At 49.8% G+C, this 21,441-nt stretch carries 20 protein-coding genes and 1 tRNA gene; 10 read left to right on the top strand and 11 right to left on the bottom strand.

What is annotated here, in order from left to right; translation table 11 throughout:
* Nucleotides 1-477 precede the first annotated feature (477 nt).
* The 5 genes from AC5FXQ_RS14540 (at nucleotide 478) to AC5FXQ_RS14520 (ending at nucleotide 5,168) form a co-directional block, all read left to right on the top strand.
* Nucleotides 478-2,490 carry an OmpA family protein gene (locus tag AC5FXQ_RS14540; RefSeq protein ID WP_493603150.1) on the top strand — a complete coding sequence of 671 codons (2,013 nt, stop codon included), beginning with the start codon at nucleotides 478-480 and terminating at the stop codon, nucleotides 2,488-2,490.
* Nucleotides 2,491-2,629: 139 nt separating this feature from the next.
* Complete coding sequence (gene ubiE, locus AC5FXQ_RS14535) at nucleotides 2,630-3,352, top strand: bifunctional demethylmenaquinone methyltransferase/2-methoxy-6-polyprenyl-1,4-benzoquinol methylase UbiE (RefSeq protein ID WP_493603149.1); 723 nt, start codon at nucleotides 2,630-2,632, stop codon at nucleotides 3,350-3,352.
* A complete protein-coding gene (porT, locus tag AC5FXQ_RS14530; protein ID WP_493603148.1) occupies nucleotides 3,301-4,056 on the top strand; it encodes a type IX secretion/gliding motility protein PorT/SprT in 756 nt (251 codons plus the stop codon). Before ubiE ends, porT begins: the two co-directional genes overlap by 52 nt.
* A gap of 1 nt (nucleotide 4,057) precedes the next feature.
* On the top strand, nucleotides 4,058-4,810 hold the full coding sequence (locus AC5FXQ_RS14525) for an SDR family NAD(P)-dependent oxidoreductase (protein ID WP_493603147.1): 753 nt from the start codon (nucleotides 4,058-4,060) through the stop codon (nucleotides 4,808-4,810).
* Between the two features lie 97 nt (nucleotides 4,811-4,907).
* Nucleotides 4,908-5,168 (top strand): hypothetical protein, encoded by a 261-nt coding sequence (locus tag AC5FXQ_RS14520; protein ID WP_493603146.1) that lies wholly within the window; start codon nucleotides 4,908-4,910, stop codon nucleotides 5,166-5,168.
* Between the two features lie 65 nt (nucleotides 5,169-5,233).
* Here the strand turns inward: AC5FXQ_RS14520 and AC5FXQ_RS14515 are convergent, their stop codons facing one another.
* From AC5FXQ_RS14515 to typA, 5 genes are all read right to left on the bottom strand, one after another.
* On the bottom strand, nucleotides 5,234-6,862 hold the full coding sequence (locus AC5FXQ_RS14515; protein ID WP_493603145.1) for a hypothetical protein: 1,629 nt from the start codon (nucleotides 6,860-6,862) through the stop codon (nucleotides 5,234-5,236).
* A 39-nt stretch (nucleotides 6,863-6,901) separates the two neighbouring features.
* Nucleotides 6,902-8,503 carry a hypothetical protein gene (locus AC5FXQ_RS14510; protein ID WP_493603144.1) on the bottom strand — a complete coding sequence of 534 codons (1,602 nt, stop codon included), beginning with the start codon at nucleotides 8,501-8,503 and terminating at the stop codon, nucleotides 6,902-6,904.
* Between the two features lie 113 nt (nucleotides 8,504-8,616).
* On the bottom strand, nucleotides 8,617-9,405 hold the full coding sequence (locus AC5FXQ_RS14505; protein WP_493603143.1) for a DUF4349 domain-containing protein: 789 nt from the start codon (nucleotides 9,403-9,405) through the stop codon (nucleotides 8,617-8,619).
* A 251-nt stretch (nucleotides 9,406-9,656) separates the two neighbouring features.
* Nucleotides 9,657-10,328, bottom strand: a complete 672-nt coding sequence (locus tag AC5FXQ_RS14500) for a hypothetical protein (RefSeq protein ID WP_493603142.1) — start codon at nucleotides 10,326-10,328, stop codon at nucleotides 9,657-9,659.
* A gap of 180 nt (nucleotides 10,329-10,508) precedes the next feature.
* Nucleotides 10,509-12,320 carry a translational GTPase TypA gene (typA, locus tag AC5FXQ_RS14495; RefSeq protein WP_493603141.1) on the bottom strand — a complete coding sequence of 604 codons (1,812 nt, stop codon included), beginning with the start codon at nucleotides 12,318-12,320 and terminating at the stop codon, nucleotides 10,509-10,511.
* Between the two features lie 213 nt (nucleotides 12,321-12,533).
* On the opposite strand from typA, the gene msrB reads away from it, so the two are divergent.
* The 3 genes from msrB to AC5FXQ_RS14480 all read left to right on the top strand — a co-directional run bounded on the left by msrB (nucleotide 12,534) and on the right by AC5FXQ_RS14480 (nucleotide 13,849).
* Nucleotides 12,534-13,082, top strand: coding sequence for a peptide-methionine (R)-S-oxide reductase MsrB (gene msrB / locus AC5FXQ_RS14490; RefSeq protein ID WP_493603140.1), 549 nt, complete (start codon nucleotides 12,534-12,536; stop codon nucleotides 13,080-13,082).
* 80 nt (nucleotides 13,083-13,162) lie between these two features.
* Nucleotides 13,163-13,426, top strand: a complete 264-nt coding sequence (locus AC5FXQ_RS14485; RefSeq protein ID WP_493603139.1) for a hypothetical protein — start codon at nucleotides 13,163-13,165, stop codon at nucleotides 13,424-13,426.
* A 90-nt stretch (nucleotides 13,427-13,516) separates the two neighbouring features.
* Entirely contained in the window at nucleotides 13,517-13,849 is a 333-nt protein-coding gene (locus AC5FXQ_RS14480) for a hypothetical protein (protein ID WP_493603138.1), read from the top strand.
* A 43-nt stretch (nucleotides 13,850-13,892) separates the two neighbouring features.
* On the opposite strand, the gene AC5FXQ_RS14475 is transcribed toward AC5FXQ_RS14480, so the two are convergent.
* A complete protein-coding gene (locus tag AC5FXQ_RS14475) occupies nucleotides 13,893-14,159 on the bottom strand; it encodes a hypothetical protein (protein ID WP_493603137.1) in 267 nt (88 codons plus the stop codon).
* Nucleotides 14,160-14,321: 162 nt separating this feature from the next.
* Between AC5FXQ_RS14475 and metG the strand changes: the two genes are divergently transcribed.
* On the top strand, nucleotides 14,322-16,361 hold the full coding sequence (gene metG / locus AC5FXQ_RS14470; protein ID WP_493603136.1) for a methionine--tRNA ligase: 2,040 nt from the start codon (nucleotides 14,322-14,324) through the stop codon (nucleotides 16,359-16,361).
* A 79-nt stretch (nucleotides 16,362-16,440) separates the two neighbouring features.
* Here the strand turns inward: metG and AC5FXQ_RS14465 are convergent, their stop codons facing one another.
* The 5 genes from AC5FXQ_RS14465 to AC5FXQ_RS14445 form a co-directional block, all read right to left on the bottom strand.
* On the bottom strand, nucleotides 16,441-17,715 hold the full coding sequence (locus AC5FXQ_RS14465) for an MFS transporter (RefSeq protein ID WP_493603135.1): 1,275 nt from the start codon (nucleotides 17,713-17,715) through the stop codon (nucleotides 16,441-16,443).
* 76 nt (nucleotides 17,716-17,791) lie between these two features.
* On the bottom strand, nucleotides 17,792-18,355 hold the full coding sequence (pth, locus tag AC5FXQ_RS14460; RefSeq protein ID WP_493603317.1) for an aminoacyl-tRNA hydrolase: 564 nt from the start codon (nucleotides 18,353-18,355) through the stop codon (nucleotides 17,792-17,794).
* 283 nt (nucleotides 18,356-18,638) lie between these two features.
* Nucleotides 18,639-19,226 (bottom strand): 50S ribosomal protein L25/general stress protein Ctc, encoded by a 588-nt coding sequence (locus AC5FXQ_RS14455; RefSeq protein ID WP_493603134.1) that lies wholly within the window; start codon nucleotides 19,224-19,226, stop codon nucleotides 18,639-18,641.
* Nucleotides 19,227-19,434: 208 nt separating this feature from the next.
* A complete protein-coding gene (locus tag AC5FXQ_RS14450; protein ID WP_493603133.1) occupies nucleotides 19,435-20,364 on the bottom strand; it encodes a ribose-phosphate pyrophosphokinase in 930 nt (309 codons plus the stop codon).
* A gap of 161 nt (nucleotides 20,365-20,525) precedes the next feature.
* Nucleotides 20,526-20,598, bottom strand: a tRNA-Gln gene (locus AC5FXQ_RS14445).
* Between the two features lie 570 nt (nucleotides 20,599-21,168).
* Between AC5FXQ_RS14445 and AC5FXQ_RS14440 the strand changes: the two genes are divergently transcribed.
* Nucleotides 21,169-21,405 carry a hypothetical protein gene (locus AC5FXQ_RS14440; protein ID WP_493603132.1) on the top strand — a complete coding sequence of 79 codons (237 nt, stop codon included), beginning with the start codon at nucleotides 21,169-21,171 and terminating at the stop codon, nucleotides 21,403-21,405.
* Nucleotides 21,406-21,441: the final 36 nt, after the last annotated feature.

Genomic DNA, 21,441 nt, shown 5'->3' with positions numbered 1-21,441 from the left:
GACTTGTTGATGTGACAATTATAATTTACGATGTGCACAGTGCCCGGGATAGGAGCACATAGCTTATTTGTCAAAATTACTATTATTTTGACAAACATGCTTTTGATTCAGGCTGCAGCGCAAGCTATGCAGGTAGAGGAGGGCATATGAGTTAGAAGATTTTTAAATTCATTTTACTAAATAATCAAGAAAGCTATATAGTTTATATGTATATTTTAATATATTTGCTCTCTGTTCTTGAGTTGGGTTACTGTATCAGTATATAAAAATAGATATTAGTGTATCTATTGTAGCGATAGTAGCGTAAGGGGGATGTTGTTGGAATGTGGGGGAAGGAAAGAAATAACACAATAGAATAGGGGTAATGAACCGCCGGTATACCTGATCAAATGGGCGGAAAGACCTTTATAGCGTCCTTCAAGAAAAGATTAACACATATTTCCATACAATCAATAAGTATAACAAACCCTTTACAGCATGAATAATTTAGCCAAATTATTTTCACGGCTTTCATTAGCGCTGGCGGTTACCTGTGTGAGTGCTTACACAGTAGATGCCCAGAGCAACAGAAAGCTGGTACGGACTGGAAACAAATTTTTTGACCGTGAAAATTACCGCGCTGCCCTGCCTTATTATGAACAGGTGCTGGCCAACGACCCTAACAATGCTGAAGCCCTCTACTTTGCGGGTATCAGCTACATGACTTTCGACAAGGAGAAAGCAGCAGAATACATCAACAAAGCACAGTCTGTAAAGCCTAACGTTGATCGTGATATTGAGTACTGGCTGGGCCGTATCAACCACATCAACTACCGTTTCGACGATGCCATCAAGCATTACCAGGCGTATATCCCGAACATCCGTAAGCGTGATGACTGGCGCCGTGAAGAGGTAGCCATGCTGATCCAGCAGAGCCGCAATGCGCAGAAGGAAGTAGCTAACCCGAAGGACATCTTCGTGAAAAACCTGGGTGGTGTGGTAAACTCTGAATACTCAGAGCACAGCCCGGTAATTTCTTCTGATGACAACTACCTGTTGTTCACTTCGCGTAGTGCCGGTAACAACCAGAATGGCTCCAGAGCTGCTGACGGTGAGTACTTCGAAGATATCTACGAAACACGCCGTATCCAGGGTGACGAGTGGGAGCAGCCACGCTCTATCGCCGGTAACCTGAAGAGCTCAGGCCACGATGCTTCTATCCAGCTGTTTGACAACGACACCAAAATGCTGCTGTACCGTTCTGTAAACAACGGTGACATCATGTACTCTGAGCGTCAGGCTGACGGTTCGTGGGGTGAAGCTAAGAGCATTGGATCTAACATCAACACAGCCGACTTCGAGTCTGATGCCTTTATCACGCCAGACAACCAGCGCCTGTACTTCTCAACCAGCCACTACTCTGAAGACGGTGATCTGGACATCTACGTATCACAGCGTCAGCGCAACGGTGAGTGGGGCAAGCCACGCAGCGTAGGTGCCGCCATCAACACGAAGTTCGACGATGACAGCCCGTACATGGCTGCTGACGGCTCGCTTTACTTCGCTTCACGAGGTCACAACACCATGGGTGGCTACGACATCTTCGTGGCCCGTTATGACTCAGTTGCGAAGCGATTCGCCCGTCCTGAGAACCTGGGTTACCCGGTTAACACACCAGACGACGACACGTACTATCGCCTGAGCCCGGACGGAAGCTATGCTTACCTGTCTTCTTACCGCATCGGAGGCTACGGTGAAAAAGATATCTACACGATCAACTACATTCGTGCCGCCCGTGTGACAGGCCGTGTGTACGCCTCTAACGACAGCCTGGCTATACCTGGCCTGGAGCTTGTTTTCAACGGTCAGCAGGCTGACAAGCGTCCGATCTCTTACCGCGATGTGACGAAGCAGGAAGACGGTCTGTATGACCTGCGAGTTCTTTCTGGCCGTACCTACCAGGTAGAGATCACTAAAGACGGTCAGGTACTGACGACTGAGTCTTTCGAAATGCCGATGGTGCTGAACGATACGACTACTATCGAGCAGAACTTCTACATCGACTTTGGTGATGATACTACGCGTGTAACGACTGCACCTACGTTGGTAGACAGAGGCACTACGCCTACAGACAAGGCAGCTACAATGGAGTTCAAAAACATCTACTACGACACAGACAAGTACGAACTACGTGCTGAGTCTATTCGTGAGCTGGATGCCGTGGCAGCCTTCATGAAAGCCAACCCTAACGTGAACGTAAGCATCGAAGGTCATACCGACTCACGCGCCAGCGAGCAGTACAACATGACACTTGGTGAGAACCGTGCTAACGCTGCCTTCGATTACCTGGTGCAGCAGGGCATCTCTCCACGCAGACTGGTAACTGTAAGCTACGGTGAGCGCCGTCCTACAGCGCCAAACAACTCTTCTGCTAACATGCAGCTGAACAGAAGAACTGAGTTCAGAATCATCCAGCGCCAGGATACACAGCAGGAAGTGCCTGTAAACTAACCTGAGCGATCATGCTGAATAATTAAAAAAAACAGGCTGGGCACACGCTCAGCCTGTTTTTTTATAATAATGGAACATATACTGTGCATAATAGTTACAGGTACAGTATTTTTGTTCTTTTATTACATAAGCATAACCCATGGCGGTAGTACCCTACAAAGACCAGAATAACGACAAGAAATCGCAGGTTGCGCAGATGTTTGACAACATTGCGGGCAAATACGATTTTCTGAACCACTTCCTGAGTGCTGGCATCGACATCGTATGGCGCAAAAAGGCCGTGAGCCTGCTCAAAGCCGAGAAGCCGAAGCAAATGCTGGACATTGCCACTGGCACAGCTGACTTTGCGATCGAAGCGCTGAGCCTCAATCCTGATAAAATAACAGGAGTTGACATTTCGGAAGGGATGCTGGCCGTGGGACGCGAAAAGCTGAAGCGCAAGGGGCTGACAAATAAGATCGAGCTGCGTTATGGCGACTCCGAGAACCTGCCGTTTGAGGACAACAGCTTCGATGCGATCACGGTAGCATTTGGGGTGCGTAACTTCGAAAACCTGAAGCAGGGCCTGTCAGAGATGCGACGTGTACTCAAGCCGGGCGGTACAGCCGTGGTGCTGGAGTTCTCCAAGCCGCAGAGATTCCCAATGAAACAGCTGTATCAATTTTATTTTAAGAATATACTACCGATGGTAGGTAAATTCGTTTCTAAGGACCGTGCCGCCTATACCTACCTGCCCGAGTCGGTGCAGGCTTTCCCGGACGGCAGGGACTTCCTGAGTATCTTTGAAGAAGTTGGCTTTAAACAAACAAAATGGCATTCACTCACATTTGGCATCAGCTCCATCTACACCGGCAAAAAGTAAGTTTTGCGGTACTTTTATTAATATTACTGACCGGTGCCTCGCAGGTACAGGCCCAGAACCAGAAAGTAAAAGGCGAAAATAAACCTGGCTACGACGAAAAGCGCATCCACTATGGTTTCTACCTCGGTATGTCTTATTCGAAATATTACATTGAGCACTCGCAGGCTTATGTGGATCAGGTCGCTAACGGCACGAAGGTAAACACCATGAACAACCTGGGCTTTTATCCTGGACTGGTGTTGAACGTGCGCCTGTTTGAGTACCTGGATGCCCGTTTTGTGCCAGGTGTGGGCTTTTATGGCCGCAGCATCGACTTCGAAAGAAACGTGGAAGGTGAAGAAGGCGGAAACTTCGATAACACGACTTTTGCCTCGCCGGTGATCGAGCTACCCTTGCTGCTCAAGTACAGAGCGAAACGCCGCGGCAACTTCAGGATGTACATGGTGGGTGGTGTAAAAGCCAGCCGTATGCTGGGCAATACAACCCATACGCAGAATGGCAATCTGCTGCAGGTTAACCGCAACGACTTATCTGTAGAGTATGGCGTGGGTCTGGATATCTTTTACCCATATTTCAAGTTTGCACCTGAGCTGCGCTTCTCTCACGGACTGATGGACCAGAAAAGTAGTGCTGGAGGAGAGTACAGTCCGCTGATTGACAGAATGACTACCCGAAACGTATCGCTAATCTTCCACTTCGAATAACATGGCACGCATCGCACTTGTAACAGGAGCTACATCAGGTATAGGCCGCGCTACGGCATTTGCTTTGGCCAAAGCAGGCTATCACATTATCGCAACCGGTCGCAGAGCAGAGCGCCTGCAAGAGCTACAGCAGCAGATAACGGAAGTACCCGTTTATACCCTAGCTTTTGACGTGCGCGATCGTGAGGCCGTGCAAGAGGCTATCAGTAGCCTGCCTGCCGACTGGAAAGGTATAGACGTGCTGGTGAACAATGCCGGCAATGCCCACGGCCTGGCGCCGGTGCAGAGCGGCAACGTATCCGACTGGGACGCCATGCTCGATATTAATGTGAAAGGGCTGCTCTATGTCACACACGCAGTACTACCACTGATGCTCAACCGAAAAAAGGGCCACATCATCAACATTGGCTCTATTGCCGGCAAGGAGGTATACGCCAATGGCAATGTGTACTGTGCCTCTAAATTTGCAGTGGACGCGATCTCTAAAGGGATGCGTATTGACCTGATACAGGAAGGTATAAAAGTGTCGGAAGTGAACCCGGGTCTGGTAGAGACGGAGTTCTCGGAAGTCCGTTTCAAAGGCGACAGAGAACGTGCCGCCAGTGTATACCAGGGCTACGAGCCGCTTCGTGCGGACGATATCGCTGACCTGATCACTTTTATGGTGACGCGCCCTGCCCATGTGAACATAGCGGAGGTGCTGATTCTCCCAGCGGCACAGGCATCTGCCACCGTGCTGAACAAGCAGCTGTAGCCCTCTTCTTCGACAACCCACCCTTGCGGGCGACCGTACCTACAAGGGAAACGTCCGTAAGAGTTGCGGACCTGAGTTGAAGAAAAACAGAAGAGATATGGCTAATAACAAAGATAACCAGAACAGGCAGAAACCTGACAGCAACGCGAACTCACAGCCAATGCCAGACGAGTATTCAAATGAGGCAAACCACAAAGGGGCAGTAGACCTGGGCACGGATGGCACAAAGGCCACGGCCAGCCAGCAGCAGGGCCAGGGAGCCTGGGGAGCCAAAGACAAAGATAACCGTACAGGCAGCCGAAGCGGCAGCGGCGGCGGAGGCCAGGGAGCCAAAAACAAAACAGGTAAAGAAGACTAATCTAAAGTACAAAAAAAGGAGCCGGCTATACCTAGCCGGCTCCTTTTTTTGTGCCCGGTTGTATCCTAATCCAGGTAGTATCGCAGCAACCAGCCGTCTGCGTCAAACTGATTGGCGGCAGGGCTTTGCTCTGTTTTTTGGCGGGTACCTTTGCTCAGGTCATAAGTATTGCGGTATTCCGTGTCTTCTATCCAGATACGACGGGCCATGGGTTTGCTTCCTTTTACGGTATAGCTGTCCTCGCCTGCACCGCCCCATATTCTGATTTTTATCTTCGGCCGGACGTCACCCTTCACTACAAATTCGTCATCGCCGTTGAGGCCGTACAGGTGTATCTCTTTTGTGTCGTTGGCCTGAAATACCCGGTCAAAGAGCTGCCTTCTTTCTTCGCCATCCTTCTTAATCTTGTAAACCTGTACCCGCACCTCGTTTGCAGACAGCACCTCTACTTCAAATCGCTCATGCTTGTCTGAACCTACAACAATTGCCTCCCGCATTAAACTCTTGTAATACTTTTGGACAGATTTACCCAGCTTGTCCCGGCGGGACTTTAGTTGGTTCATAATGGGAGACGCTGTGAGTTGGTAAATGGTATCGGGCATTTGCCGGAAAGACTTCTCGATCACCTCATTTGTTAGTGCACTACTGACGCTGTCGGCTACTTCTGTCCAGTCCTGGTAAGTGAGGCCGGCGAGTATGGTTTCATCCAGGTTGCGTCCGCTTCTGTTCAGGTCATCCAGGTTTGAAAGGTTATTGCTGTAGGTCTGAAAGTGCTTCTTAAGGCCGGTGCGCATAAAGAGCCAGGGGATGATCGCATCATTGAGCTTGTAAAACACATTGTCACGATCACGGGGCACGGCCTGGTATACCTTTACACCGTCCTGCTTATACTGTGCCCAGCGCCAGTTGTCTTCATGTCGGCTCCAGTCACCGATCAGCATGTCGAAGAGGCGGGCCCGCAGGTAGTAACGTGCGTCGATGTCGCTGTTGTTTTCAAAAAAGCGGTCCTTGAGCATGGCCCTGGTGCTTTTGATGTTTTCAGAGTTTCCCATACCTGGTTCATCTGACAGGTCATCATCAGGCCTGATCTCAAGCAGGGCCACCATGCCGCCGAAGTTTTCCTGATACTCACCTAACCTGGGGTCGTGTGGTATGTAGACCAGTTCTGGCTTCGTGTGGTGTATGCCGATGGCTTCGGCCATAGGTGGCAGCACGAGAGCAGCATAAGGATGTGTAGCCGAGGTGGCATCGCGTATGATGTTGGCAGCATAGCTTTGCTGCCACCTTTCGGGCAGGGCAGTGGCGGGGTCTTTGTCAACAGAGCGGAGCACGTACTCTTTGCCCTCCGGGTTCTCGAGGCGAAGGTTCATCGTCTGTCGGCTACCGCCTTGCTGTGTTGGTGTCAGGCCACCCTTTTCAGTGCCCAGGTCGAGCACCCGGAAAGAGACAGGAGTAGTCCAGGCGGGGCGGTAATGCTTGCCATAGAAGAATGTGTGCAGTCGGCAGCGACCGTAGTGTTCGCCCACAGCAATTGTCACGGTGCTATCACTGTAGTCAGGTATTCCTGCTGTTGATTGAACTGGGGGTGGAACCTGCTGCAGGCTATGGGTATACTTGTTGCCGATGCAGCTACTCACAAGCATCGCCGGTAATAGGCTGATCAGGAATGGCAATCGGTAGTAGGAGGGGCGCATGGGTGTTGGTAGGTTCGTTGGTTGGTGGTGCGGGTTTACTTATTTATTCCCTTCCCTGTCAAAAGCGTGTACTCTTACATCGCGGGTGGTTTTGTCTACTGTCTCAGGTCCAAATTCTATTTCATTGCCACGCTTGGTGTCATATACAATCGTCTTCCGACGCCAACTGTTCACCCGCGATTTGTCCTTTATTTCGTCCTCACCGCGGCCACCCACGATCACTACACGGATACCCTTTTTGACTTCGCCACTCACCTCAAACTCATCATCCTCAGCCAGACCGTACAGGGTGATTTGCTTTGTTTCACTGCGCTTGAATATTCGGTGGTATACCTGCTTGTCGTCTGACAAGCGTGTCACTTTTACAGATGTTTCTTCGTCGTTCAGGCGCTCTACTTCGAAGCGCTCCTCCTTATCAGTGCCTACCACAAGCGGATCTTTGGCCAGGTGCATGTAAAACTCCCGCGCAGCCTGGGGTAGCAGGTCGCGACGACTCTTCAGGGTGCGAATGGTTTGCTCCCCGATCTGTGCGTATACCTGAGGCGGGAATTGCCTGATAGCGCTTTCGATTACCTCATCCGTTAATGCAGCCTGCAGCTCAGCAGCCAGGTCCTGGTAGTCCTGTAGGGTGAGTTCGTTCAGTCCGCGGCTGTCGATGAAGGTGGCATTCATCATCAGGGCATACACATCCTTGTACTTTGGGTCGAAGGACTCGAACTTACGTATGGCCCACTTGCGGCTAAACAACCAGGTGATGACACCGTCATCAAACTTAAAGAAGGCATTGTCACGGTCTTTCGGAATAGCCCGGTAGTGCTTGTTATTGCCGTCGTCATACACTGCCCATTCCCACTGGCCTGCGTGGCGGTCCCAGTCGTTGATGAACAAGTCGAAGAGGCGGGCACGGGCAAAAGCTCGCTGATCGATAAAGTGATCATCGTCTCCGAACCGCTTTCTCAGCATCTTTTTGGAGCCAGCTATATCAGTCGCATCGCCAAGCATGGGCGTAATTGTGCGGTCACTGTCATATTTCTCCTCGATCATAAACACGCCATCCTGAAACCGGTCACTGTACTGGCCGAAAGTAGCGTCGTTGGGGAGCACATAAACCAATTCGGGTTTGGAGTGTGGTATACCTGCCGCCTCTGCCATGTTGGGCAGCACGATAGCGGCATAAGGGTTAATGGCTGAGGTCTGATCGCGGAGCACGTCAGCGACAAAGGTGTTGCGCCAGAACTTGGGCAGTATACCGGCCGGGTCTTTGTCCAGGGAACGCAGGGCGTAGGTAAAGCCCTTGTCATCTATCAGGGTGAGGCTGGTGGTCTGCATACCACCCCCTAGCTTTTCGATGGAGAGCCCGCCCTTGGCTGTTTTCATATCAAACACCTTGACAGTAACGGGAGTGGCCCATACGTCGCGATAATGCTTGCCCCAGAAGAAATTGTGAAATCCAGTGCGCTTGTAGTGCTGGCCAGCCATCACGGTTACACTGTCTACATCAGCAGGGGAAGCAGCCTTCAGCTGCTGATAGCGATCCTGGTCAACAACGGGTGTTTTAGCGAAGAAATTCTTGCGGGCACAACCCGAAGAAAATAGAATTATGCACGTGAGTGATAAAACGTGCAGGTAGTAGCTTTTCATGCAGAGTATGTTATCGAATTTATCTGCCTATCTAACGTAATTCAGCGTTAATGTTTACAGGCAGAGGATTGATATAGTGCACAAACCAAATTTACAGCACAAAAGCACTCCATTCAGGTGACATTTCTCTGTCGCTTTCTAAGAGCATTCAGTCCGATCAGCAGCAGGAGTCCGAGCAGGATAAAGGGCCAGATATTGGTGAGAAACACAAGGAACCAGATCAGGTTGTCCCAGCCATTCCGGAAGCCTACTTTAAACTCTTCTGAAAATTCGGTATGAACAGAAGTGCTCTCGTAAAATGTCATGGTGAGGGTGGAGAGGGAAACCTGATTCTCCAGATACTTGAGCCGTCCTTCTATCGACTCGATGTCGGAGCGAAGGGCGGCTATTTGCTTTTCGATTTCCAACACTTCGGTTACTGTGTTAGCCTGTTTTAATAGCTCCAAAAACCTGGCTTCGAGCTCCTTTTTAGTTCTGAGACGCGCCTGAATATCGAGGAATTCTTCTGTGACATCCTTCACGTTTATTTCCCTGATGTCAAACCTATTTACACCTATAGTGGCTTCCCGCAGTAGATTGTCAAAGTTGTCGGCTGGTACTCTGATTACAAGGGTGTTGCTGGTCCTTCCCGGAGATTTGTGTTCCTCGTCAGTAGAAACATAGCCCCTGTACCGCTTAATCGCGGCAAATACTTGCTGGTGTGCTGCGTTGATATCATTAGTTTCATATTCCACCCTTCCCTCTTTTATCAGCTTTCTTTGCAGCTCCATTATAGGTGCTTCAGGAGGGGGAGGTGCCATCATCATCTCGACAGATTCGTACTCAGGGCTTTCTTCCTGTGACTGGCAACCGATGACAGCCAATAGCAGCGTGAGCAGGATCAGCCTCTTGATTAAAAGCAAGGCGGATTTAGGAGGATTGATTGCACTCCTTTGAAAGGCGCAGGTGATAGAATGCAATCCAACTATATAAAAGTGTCTTAGGAGCATGATGAATTTGTAAGGTGATAACCATATACCGACTTATAGATACAGGTGACCCTGAAATTCCACACGGACTTCTATGTAATTTTAAGAATTTGATGTTTTGATCCTTGGCAGCCGGTAAATGGGTGCTGGAGAACAGGAAGGTATGATGTTAGCTGACACAGATTTTATTCGACCTTCACAATAAACATTTGTTTGTTGTCAATTTTACTTTCTGTTGTCCCTTTAGGGCTTTCTCCCCTCGAAATAGACGGAATGCTAAGGTATACATCCTTGTTGCCATCTGCTACATTGAATCTATAGGCTATGGTTGATAAGGGGAAGGCAGCCGGTTGACCGGTGCAGCTTACTACCCTACTGACAGGGCTGTACTGGTAAAGACTTAGCTTATAAATTCCCTTCTGCTTTAAGACTACTCCTGCTTCAAAACTTTGGATGTTAGCGCATCCATAGGTCAATCTTAAGGCCGCTGTGGACTCGCCTGATCTGCTCGAAGCCTGGTCTATGTTTCGGTCGGAGGTTATGAATGCACAATGCCCTCCCGGTGGGTATAACAGGGAATAATAAGTGCCTTCAAACGACACATTGAATCCTAAAGATACTGAATCGGTGAGGATGTCTTGCTTCGTAATGGCGTTAAAAAGACGCTTGTCATTATTCTGATACCTTATCCAGATGGTATCACCTGGCTTGTAGCTCTTTTTCACAGGCAGGATATCCACAGTCTCCTCAAAGTTGTATTTGAATTCTTCCAGCGGGTAGTCATCATCACATTGCCAGGCCACAACCAACAGCGCTAGCAGTAAAAAGGTAGTGGTGATCTTTAATTGATTTACCATGGGGAGAACTGGTAGCAGATGTAGTGGTACTTGTTTAGTAGAAGTTATACTCCATGTGTAGCTTTTAGATTGCTTTACCATGATCAATATACCTCAACCATAGTACTTTACAAATTACCCATACAAAAAGCCCCGACTGAACTTAATCAGCCGGGGCTTTTAATTGAGAGCAGGCTATACCTACGCTACTTCTTCTTTCTTGCCCATGCGGTTACGCTCGTTCTCGTCGAGGTAGATCTTACGCATACGCAGGCTCTTTGGCGTCACTTCCAGGTACTCATCCTTCTGGATGTATTCCATGGCTTCTTCCAGTGAGAAGTTCTTGGCCGGAGCGATCTTGGTGTTGTCATCGGAACCGGAAGCACGCATGTTTGTCAGCTTCTTGCCCTTCTGGATGTTCACTGTGATATCGTTCTGGCGGTTGTGCTCACCAATTACCTGACCCATGTAAACGTCTACACCCGGATCAACGAAGAACACACCGCGGTCCTGCAACTTGTCAATAGAGTAAGCTGTGCCCGGGCCCGTTTCCATCGATATGATAGAACCGTTGTTACGGCCAGGTATAGCGCCTTTGTAAGGCTCGTATGCCAGGAAGCGGTGGTTCATGATCGCCTCACCAGCAGTGGCAGTCAGTACGTTGTTACGAAGACCGATCAGGCCGCGCGCCGGGATGTTGAACTCCAGGTGCTGCAGGTCGCCTTTCGGCTCCATGATCGTCAGTTCACCTTTGCGCATCGAAACCAACTCGATTACCTTACCGGCAGTCTCTTCCGGAACGTCTACTACCAGGTGCTCAATTGGCTCGTGGCGCTGGCCGTCAATTTCTTTATAGATTACCTGTGGCTGACCAACCTGCAGTTCGTAACCTTCACGACGCATCGTTTCGATCAGTACTGACAAGTGAAGGATACCGCGACCAAATACCAGGAAGGTATCTTCACGGTCGGTTTCCTGTACGCGCAGGGCCAGGTTTTTCTCAGTTTCTTTGAACAGGCGGTCACGCAGGTGGCGCGATGTCACAAACTTACCCTCTTTACCGAAGAAAGGAGAGTTGTTGATCGTGAAGAGCATGTTCATGGTTGGCTCGTCAATCGAGATACGGGCCAAAGCTTCAGGGTTCTCAGCATCAGCAACCGTGTCGCCAATGTCGAAGCCTTCTATACCTGTAATGGCGCAAATTTCGCCGGCAGTTACTTCCTGTACAGACTTTCTGCCAAGACCTTCAAAAACCTGAAGTTCCTTGATACGACCTTTCTTAATCGAACCGTCGGCTTTCATCAAGCTGATCGGCATACCTTCTTTCAACGTACCACGGTGCACACGACCAATAGCGATACGACCTACGAAAGAAGAGTAGTCAAGTGAAGTGATCTGCATTTGCGGCGTACCTTCACGGTAAGGAGCAGGAGGGATCACATCGATGATAGCATCCAGCAGTGGCGTGATGTTATCAGTTGGCTGTGTCCAGTCAGTGCTCATCCAACCTTGCTTCGAAGAACCGTACAGCGTAGTGAAGTCCAGCTGGTCTTCTGTAGCCTCCAGGTTGAACATCAGGTCGAATACCTGCTCGTGCACTTCATCAGGACGGCAGTTTTCTTTGTCTACTTTGTTAACTACTACGATCGGCTTCAGGCCCAGCTGAATCGCTTTGCCCAGTACGAAACGAGTCTGTGGCATGGCACCTTCGAAGGCATCCACGAGCAGAAGCACGCCATCAGCCATTTTGAGTACACGCTCTACCTCACCGCCGAAGTCGGCGTGACCAGGTGTGTCGATGATGTTGATCTTAACATCCTTGTAACGAACCGATACGTTCTTGGAAACGATCGTGATACCGCGCTCGCGCTCCAGGTCATTGTTGTCCAGAATGAGGTCGTCAAAGTGCTGGTGGTCAGCAAATAGCTTTGAAGCGTGGATGATTTTGTCCACGAGCGTTGTCTTGCCGTGGTCTACGTGTGCGATAATCGCGATATTTCGAATATTTTGCATTGAATTGATTTTTCGAGGTGCAAAGGTATAAAAAAGCCTTCGCATTTACAGTAGTCCGCTCGAAATAAACAGGTTAGGTAATTATTAAATCTTCTCTCTCAGCACGATGACTAAGGTTATGGAGCAAACATTATGTGTGCTGGCTTTGTTCAATTAGGTATAAAATAATCAAAAGAGGCCTGTTTTTTGCTCCTGTACTTCGTAAACAACTGTATGAAAATGTTTTATATCTATACCTTGCTGCTGCTGCTGAGTCTGCCCTCTTGCGGACAACAGGACCAGCCCATCACCGATTCTGAAGCTGTTGCTGCTTCATCGGTTGATGTAAATGCCACACAAAATGGCAATTCAAAAAAATCAAAGCAATCGTACGAGGTCAATAAAACCGATGCGGAATGGAAAAAGCAGCTCACGTCCGCACAGTATTATGTGCTGCGGAAGAAAGGAACCGAGCGGGCCTTTAGTGGCAAGTACAATGACCACAAGGAAAAGGGCGTCTATACCTGTGCTGCCTGCGGGAATGAAGTTTTCACCTCCGACACCAAGTTCGACTCCGGCACTGGCTGGCCGAGTTTCTTTAAACCGATTTCGTCTAAGAACGTGCGGGAAATATCTGACCGCAGCATGGGCATGGTGCGCACCGAAGTAGTCTGTGGTCGCTGCGGCGGACACCTGGGCCATGTATTCGACGACGGACCCAAGCCCACCGGCCTGCGCTACTGCCTCAACTCGGTAGCGTTAGGGTTTAAGAAAGGGGAGTAGGTTTACTCTTACCCCTTAACTTTTCAACTCTTGACTCGCATACCCCGTATTTTCTATCCAACACTAACGAGAAAACAGACATGAACGAACTACACTCCGAAGCGGATAATATAGAAAATGTGGCGCAGTGCATCATGGGTGCCTTCAGAGAGCATAACATAGAGGCTGGCAGCGTGCTGTCTTACCAGGAGCTATACCCATACCTGCAGGAACGCTACCCTAAATACAAAGATGTGCAGAAAGAAGCTGAGCACCATCTGGCCAAGCTTGCCTGGGTGACGCCGGCACCTGAGGGGCTGATGCTCACTCAGGTCGGGCAGCAGAACCTGAAGGATAATAATTAAGAGCACGTTCTTTTATACTTTTTCATCCGTATACATAGTATAGGGTGTTTTAACCGACATCTCTATTTTACTATTTTAAGATGAAACAAGATGAAAAGGTATAGAAGCTGGATAGGGGGGATCGTGCTGCTGGGGGCCATGGGCTGCACGTCTCTCTCGGAAGGAGGGGGAGGTACTTTACCGCCTGATCCTGGTCATACGCAGCGGGTCAGGATTAGCGAAGGTGATCCGGTACGCAGACAGATGTACGAGCAGGCAAGCGATATCAATCGTAAGCGCAACATTGAAGAGTACGACCGGAATGCGCCGGTTAACCTGCCGCCTGAGGTGCGGCCGCAGCAACTGCCCCATGCCCCGGTGGATTCCACGCGGCACCGTATCCTGCGCATACTTCCTACCAGGCCGCCAGTTGGCAATAACTAAGGTATAAACAAGAAGCGCTGCCCTCGAGGGCAGCGCTTCTTGTTTATTTTTTCTTTTTGTCTTTGTCCTTGCCTTTGTCTTTGTTGCGCAGGTCGCTCACGTCCTCCACTTCATCTACCTCGTCAGCCAGGTGCAGTTCGTCCGGCTCCAGGTCTACATAAACTTCATTGCCGGGTGGTGTGGTCTCTGACTCACGGTCAGGGTTTGTGCCTTTGGGAGCAGGATTCTTACTTACTTTATTTCTGTCCTTGTCCTCGCCCAAATGGCCGCTGTCATTTTTCTTTTCGTGAAAATTATCTTTGTTCTTCATATACTTCAGGTGATTGGGTTCTTGATGATACAGGTATAGCCGGTTTACCGTTTACGGAAAAGTGACGGGCTGGTCAGTTTATACCTGCCATTTTTTTGGAATAGGGACAGTGTAGCCTATCAATCCAACGGGTATTTGTATATTTGCGTTTTTACAAAGACTATGGCTGAAAACTACAAACGATATACTGTAACGGCAGCGTTGCCTTACGCCAACGGTCCGGTGCACATCGGGCACCTGGCGGGCGTATACCTGCCTGCCGATATTTATGTGCGCTACCTGCGCTCGCAGGGCAGAGACGTGAAATTCATCTGTGGCTCCGACGAGCACGGGGTGCCGATCACGATCCGCGCCAAGAAAGAAGACATCACACCGCAGCAGGCCGTGGACAAGTACCACGAACTGATCAAGAAGTCCTTCGAGGACTTTAACGTGTCCTTCGACATCTACTCCCGCACCTCTTCCCAAACGCACCACGAAACGGCTTCTGACTTTTTCCTGAAGCTGTACCAGGATGGCAAGTTCATCGAGCAGACCACGCAGCAGTACTATGACGAGAAGGCACAGCAGTTCCTCGCTGACCGCTACATTGTGGGTACCTGCCCGAAGTGCGGCAACGAGAACGCCTACGGTGATCAGTGCGAGAGCTGCGGTACTTCCCTGAATGCGACTGACCTGATCAACCCGAAAAGCACGCTGAGCGGTGCTGTACCGGTGATGCGTGAGACCAAGCACTGGTACCTGCCGCTGAACGAGTACGAGCCCTGGCTGCGCGAATGGATCGTGGAAGGCCACAAAGGTGACTGGAAGCCGAACGTATACGGCCAGTGCAAGAGCTGGATCGACCAGGGGCTGCAGCCGCGTGCCGTTACCCGCGACCTCGACTGGGGCGTGCCAGTGCCGGTAGAAGGCGCAGAAGGCAAAGTGCTCTACGTGTGGTTCGATGCACCTATTGGTTATATTTCCGCTACCAAAGACCTGACGCCAGACTGGGAAACCTACTGGAAAGACCCGGAGTCGAAGCTGGTGCATTTCATCGGCAAAGACAACATCGTGTTCCACTGTATCATATTCCCGAGTATGCTCAAGGCGCACGGCGACTATGTGCTGCCAGACAACGTGCCGGCCAACGAGTTCCTGAACCTGGAAGGCGATAAAATCTCCACTTCCCGCAATTGGGCGGTGTGGCTGCACGAGTACCTGGAGGAGTTCCCGGGCAAGGGCGATGTGCTGCGCTATACCTTGTGCGCCAACGCGCCGGAGAGCAAGGACAACGATTTCACGTGGAAAGACTACCAGGCCCGCAACAACAACGAGTTATTAGCCATTCTGGGCAACTTTATCAACCGCGCTGTGGTGCTTACCCAAAAGTACTACAACGGCGAGGTGCCGGCCCGTAACGAGCTGCAGGACTACGACAAAGAGGTGCTGGGTGTGCTGGAAGGTATGCCGATGGTGATTGCCACCTACCTTGAACGCTATCGTTTCCGCGATGCCCTGAGCGAACTCATGAACTTGGCCCGTTTGGGTAATAAGTATTTGGCCGATACCGAGCCCTGGAAGCTGATCAAGACAGACGAGGAGCGCGTGAAGACGATCATGAACATTGCACTTCAGATTTCAGGTAGCCTGAGCATCCTGATGGAACCTTTCTTGCCAGAGTCAGCTGCTAAACTGCGCTCTATGCTGAGTATGAATCCAGGCAAATGGGCTGATGCGGGTGCCGCTGATCTGCTGCCGGCTGGTCATGTGATCGGCACGCCGGAGCTGATGTTCGAGAAAATAGAAGACGCTGCCGTGGATGCGCAGGTGCAGAAACTGCTCGACACCAAGAAAGCCAACGAAGCAGCCAATGCTGTAGTGGAGCCAGCCAAGGAGAACATCACCTTTGAGGACTTCACTAAGATCGACATCCGCATCGGTACGATTATAGAGGCGGAGAAAGTGGCGAAGACCAAGAAGCTACTCAAGCTGAAGATCGACACAGGTATAGACCAGCGTACCGTGGTGAGCGGCATTGCCGAGTTCTTCAACCCGGAGGAGATCATCGGGCAGCAGGTGAGCATTTTGGTGAACCTGGCGCCGCGCGAGATCAAAGGCATTACCAGCCAGGGCATGATCCTGATGGCCGAAAATGCAGATGGTTCGCTTGCTTTTGTGCAGCCAAGCAAAGAAGTAAAAAATGGCGGTACGGTGAGCTAAGCTATACCTGTCCAACACATAAAAAGCCCTTGCCTGTTTTGATAGGCAAGGGCTTTTGCTTTATACCTGAACTTGGGTTTTACCCTACCATCACACCCGCTTCTCCAGAAGCCACAATCGGTTGTTTGCGCAGCCGCTCCCGCTCCATGTACTGCACAACGAAGTAAAAACCCACTGCCGTGATCACAGCAAATCCGCCCACACTCCACCACAGGGTATCAAAGCCATACCTGGAGGCGATGGTGGTACCCAGATAAGGCGCTACCACATGTGCAGCAGCGTACGAGATGGTATACAGTCCCATATAGGAGCCCCGATTATTCTCCGTAGAGCGCTCCACCGTAATAGTGGCCATAAAAGGCATCGCCAGAATCTCTGACAGGCTCAACAAGAACATGGCCACATACAGGGTGCTTACTTCCATGTTCAGGTTCAGCAGTATAAACGAGAAACCCAGCATCAGCATACCTGTCACGATCAGCACTGATTTGCGCACTTTGTCACCGATCAGGTATACTGCGATCATCTCCAGCATGAATACGATAAAGCCGTTGAACGCCAACAAACTACCTATACCTGTTTCAGATAATTGGTATACCTGCCGGTAGTAAAGCGGCAGGGTAGTAATAAACTGAAAGAAGATGGCGGCGAAGCTACAGCACAAAACTGTGAACAACAGAAAAGGTACGTCCCGGTAAGGGGAGCGTTCGGCAGGTATAGCCTGTTCAGTTTGTTCAGCCTTCTTCTGCTTCGGCTGCGGACGGTGCCCCTGCTGGTTCTGGAAGTAGAAAAAGAAGAAAATGCCCGCCGAGATACAGGTGATGCCATCCGCTATAAACAGCCAACGGTAGGAGATTGCCGCCAGGAAACCTCCCAGGGCCGGCCCAATAGAAAAGCCCAGGTTGAGCGCCATGCGGTTGAGCGAGAATGCTCTTGTTACGTTCTCAGGTCGGGCGTAATAGGAGATAGAAACCGAGTTAGCCGGGCGTAGCGTGTCATTCACCAGGCTGAGGATGAACACTCCGGCCGCCATGTACTCGAACTCCCGCAGGTTGAGCAACAGGAAGTATAAACTGCCACCCACGGTCAGGCTCAGAAACTGTACCTTGAAGTGGCCTACCCGGTCTGTCAGCCAGCCGCCCAGAAAGGATCCGCAAACCGAACCAAGCCCGTAGATACTCAGAATCATACCTGCCTCTTTGAGCGAATAGTCCAGCACCTCGGTCAGGTATACAGCCAGGAATGGCGTTACCATGGCCCCGCTCCGGTTGATGAACATCACCAGCGACATCATCCAGGCAGGGCGGGAGAGGCCCCCGAAGGCATTGCGGTATAAAAGGAACAGGCGTTTCATAGTGATGGCCGCAGAGCGCGGGTTGCTAAGTATTTCTAGTTCAGGTATAGGATGGCTTCGGTCAGGAGCGTGTTTTTTACTTTGTATTGTACTGGTTCATGGTGCGCTCCAGTCCGATGCTGCCGAAAGCGATCACGGACTCAGCCGCTTTTTCAATAATGCCCGGCAGGTCGATCTTTTCGTCTTCGCTGAAGTTGCTGAGCACATAGTCTACCTGCTTGCCTTTATGGAAGGCGTCGCCAACACCGAAGCGCAGGCGCGGGTAGTTGTTGTGACCTAAGATCTGCTCAATGTGCTTCAAGCCGTTGTGCCCACCGGCACTGCCTTTGGCGCGGATGCGCAGTTTCCCAAAGGGCAGGGCAATATCGTCGGTGATCACCATCATCTGATCCGGTGTCAGCTTCAGGTTACTGAGCCAGTGACTCACGGCTTTGCCGCTCAGGTTCATGTAAGTGGTGGGTTTCACCAGCACATAGGTGCGGCCCTTGCTCTTGATCTCGGTCACGAAGGAGTGGCGACCTGTGTCAAACTTTGCATCGAATTTCTGCGCCAGGTAGTCCAGCACCATAAAACCGATGTTGTGACGCGTCTCCGCGTATTCCGGGCCAATATTGCCAAGGCCCACGATCAGGTATTTCATACTTGTGTCTTCAATGCTCGCTGCCGCCTCTTGTCCAAGGCCCAGCCATTGTTTTAGCTTTGTAATAGGTGAATTGCTCAATGGTTAAATTGTTAAATGCTACAGTTTTAAATTCTGGAAACCCAATTTACTCCTGTGCACCAAGGTGATAGGATATGAACCGCATATCTGGTGTAGCAGGCAACAATTTAGCAATTAAACCATTTAGCCATTTAGGAGAAACAAAAAATCCTGCCCTGCTCGGAGCAGGACAGGATCTTGAATGCTTTTGAAGCAACAGTAATTATTTCTTACCGCCGCGAGCTTCTTCAGCCTGTGCGCTCTTAAGAGCACGTGGAATCGTAACGGTTGCTACCGGAGCAAGTGGGTTGGTCAGGATCTCGTAGTCACCTTTCGCAATCTTGCTTACTTTGATAGACTTGCCAAGCTCCAGGTCAGAGATGTTCACCTCGATGTAATCCGGAAGGTTAGCTGGAAGCGCCTTGATTTTCAGCTTACGCAGCTTAGTCACAAGTTTACCACCTACCATTACACCAGGAGAGTTACCAACGAACTTAACAGGAACGTCGATTTTTACTTCTTTGTCTTCTTGCAGCTGCAGGAAGTCAACGTGAAGCAGCATTTCGTTTACTGGGTGGAACTGTGCGTCCTGAAGGATCGCTCTGTAGTGCGTGCCTTCGATATTCAGATCAACTTCGTATACTTCTGGAGAATAAACTAAGTCTCTGAACAGGATAGCTGGGGCGTAGAAGTGAACTTGCTCAGTGCCGCCATACAATACACCTGGTACATAAGACTCATTGCGCAGCTCTTTCGTCTGTGCTTTACCGAGATTTGCTCTTTTAAACCCTATAATCTCTAAAGTTTTCATAAAAATGAATTTGTTAAAATTTTCAGGCAGCAAAGGTAGGGATTTAATTGTTGATTGTTAAATTGTTAATTGTTTTTTTCTTGAATTGTACAAACAATCTAACAACCAGACATTCAGTCACCTTTGCTGACCGCTTTACTGTTATGATCAACGCTGGTTATCAATTGCTGAGAAACAACAATCAACAACCAGCAATTAAAAATTCAACTTATATAAACAGCGAGCTGATGGACTCGTGTGTCACTACGTTGTTGATGGCGCGTGCGAACAGCTCAGAGAAAGAAAGCACCTTGATCTTAGAGCATTCCTGGCGCAATGGAATGGTGTCAGAAACAACCAGTTCTTCCAGTACAGAGTTCTCGATACGCTCGTAAGCCGGGCCTGACAGTACCGGGTGCGTGGCGATAGCGCGAACTGTCTTGGCACCTTTGTCTTTCAGGAGTTTGGCTGCCTGTGTGATTGTGCCGGCAGTGTCTACCATATCGTCTACGAGTACCACGTCCATACCTTCCACGTCACCGATCACCTGCATCGAGGCGATCTCGTTAGCGCGTTTGCGGTGTTTGTCGCAGACAACCATTTCAGCGCCGAAGTTTTTGGCAAAGGCTCTTGTTCTTACCACACCCCCCACGTCAGGAGAAGCGAAGATCAGGTCGTTGCCCAGGTTGAGGCTGCGCAGGTAGGGCACAAAGATGGCTGAACCATCCAGATGATCTACCGGAATATCGAAGAAGCCCTGGATCTGGCCGGCGTGCAGGTCGCAGGTCATCAGGCGGTCAGCACCTACTGACTGGATGGCGTTGGCCAGTACTTTTGAGCCGATAGAAACACGGGGCTTGTCTTTGCGATCCTGGCGGGCATACCCGTAGTAAGGCATCACCACGATCACTTTGTGGGCTGAGGCACGCTTGGCGGCATCTACCATCAGCATAAGCTCCATCAGGTTGTCGGCTGGCGGAAACGTGGACTGCACCAGAAATACTTCTGCACCGCGAACGGATTCATTGAAGTGTGGTGCCATCTCCCCGTCACTAAAACGTAAAAGCTCAAGGTCGCCGAGTTGCGTACCGTAAGCGGCTGCGATTTTTTCAGCTAAGTACTTGGAGGCGGAGCCAGCAAAAATTTTTACCTGTGGCATAATAATGCTAAATGTTTGAAGGGTTTGGTTTAGGTTATTATGCCTGCAAAGCTACGAAATTCCGCAAATATGCTACCTGATATTTCTGATTTTTAATTAGTTAGGGAGGAGGGCGTAAAGCAAAAAAGGCAACCCGCATCGCTGTGGGTTGCCTTTTTAAGTTGTCCGACCAGGTTTCGAACCTGGACTCTTCTGAACCAAAATCAGACGTGTTGCCAGTTACACCATCGGACAAGCTACCTACTAGATTTCAGGGTGGAAGCCCCTTCGTCGTTCAGTGATGCAAAGATAGGCAGGCTATTTTAAACTGCAAACATTTGCCTCAAATTTTTTTGAAAATTATAGTCCAAAATCTGCTTTAGCGCCTTGTTCTAGTGCTTTTCGGCTACGCTATTGCCACCCGAAAGTTCGCTTTAGCAGGAGCAATCAGGAGATGTTTTCATGCTTAATTGAGTGAAATTCACAGTCTTATTCTGTGGTCCTTTGCCAGGTTTGACCTGCTTCTTTGGCCGGACCTGAGCTGCAAGGCAGAGCCTGCGCACAAGAGGAAAAAAATTTCAGGGGCTGAATTTTTTTTCTGCCCCGTTGCCGGAGCTTAGGCCTTTAGGTATAGCAGATGCAGGGCGATGCAAATAAAGCAGTGTCCAGAAGATGCGGCAAGTGTTCCGGTGATTTGAAGCAGCTAATTAAGGTGTAGCTTAAAATCGGCGGGTGCCAATGTGGATAAATATAACTGATTTTATGGCCCTTGCGTGTCACCAACTGGTAAGTCCTGCGTAAAGAACCTTGCTAAATCTTCCAATTATGTATTCATCTACCATGACGGTCAATTCTGACATCATTACCACTACCTGCGGACGTGAACTCGACCTCAGCCGTACCGAACTGATCATTGAGCGTTCCAATAGCCTTTTTAGTTACAATATTCATAAACTGGATACGGGCGAATATGTGATAGCTGAGAAGTTCTTTGCCAACCCTTTTAACAACCGCTACATCCTGCTCAATGACGAGCAGATCGAGATGCTGAAACATTTGTAGTGCTTTTGACGAATAAGGAGTTTGTCTTTAGAACAA

It is taken from the genome of Pontibacter sp. LHS1 (assembly GCF_058932855.1).
The sequence above is the reverse complement of the archived record's forward strand: the minus strand, read 5'-3'. Positions and strand labels throughout refer to the sequence as shown.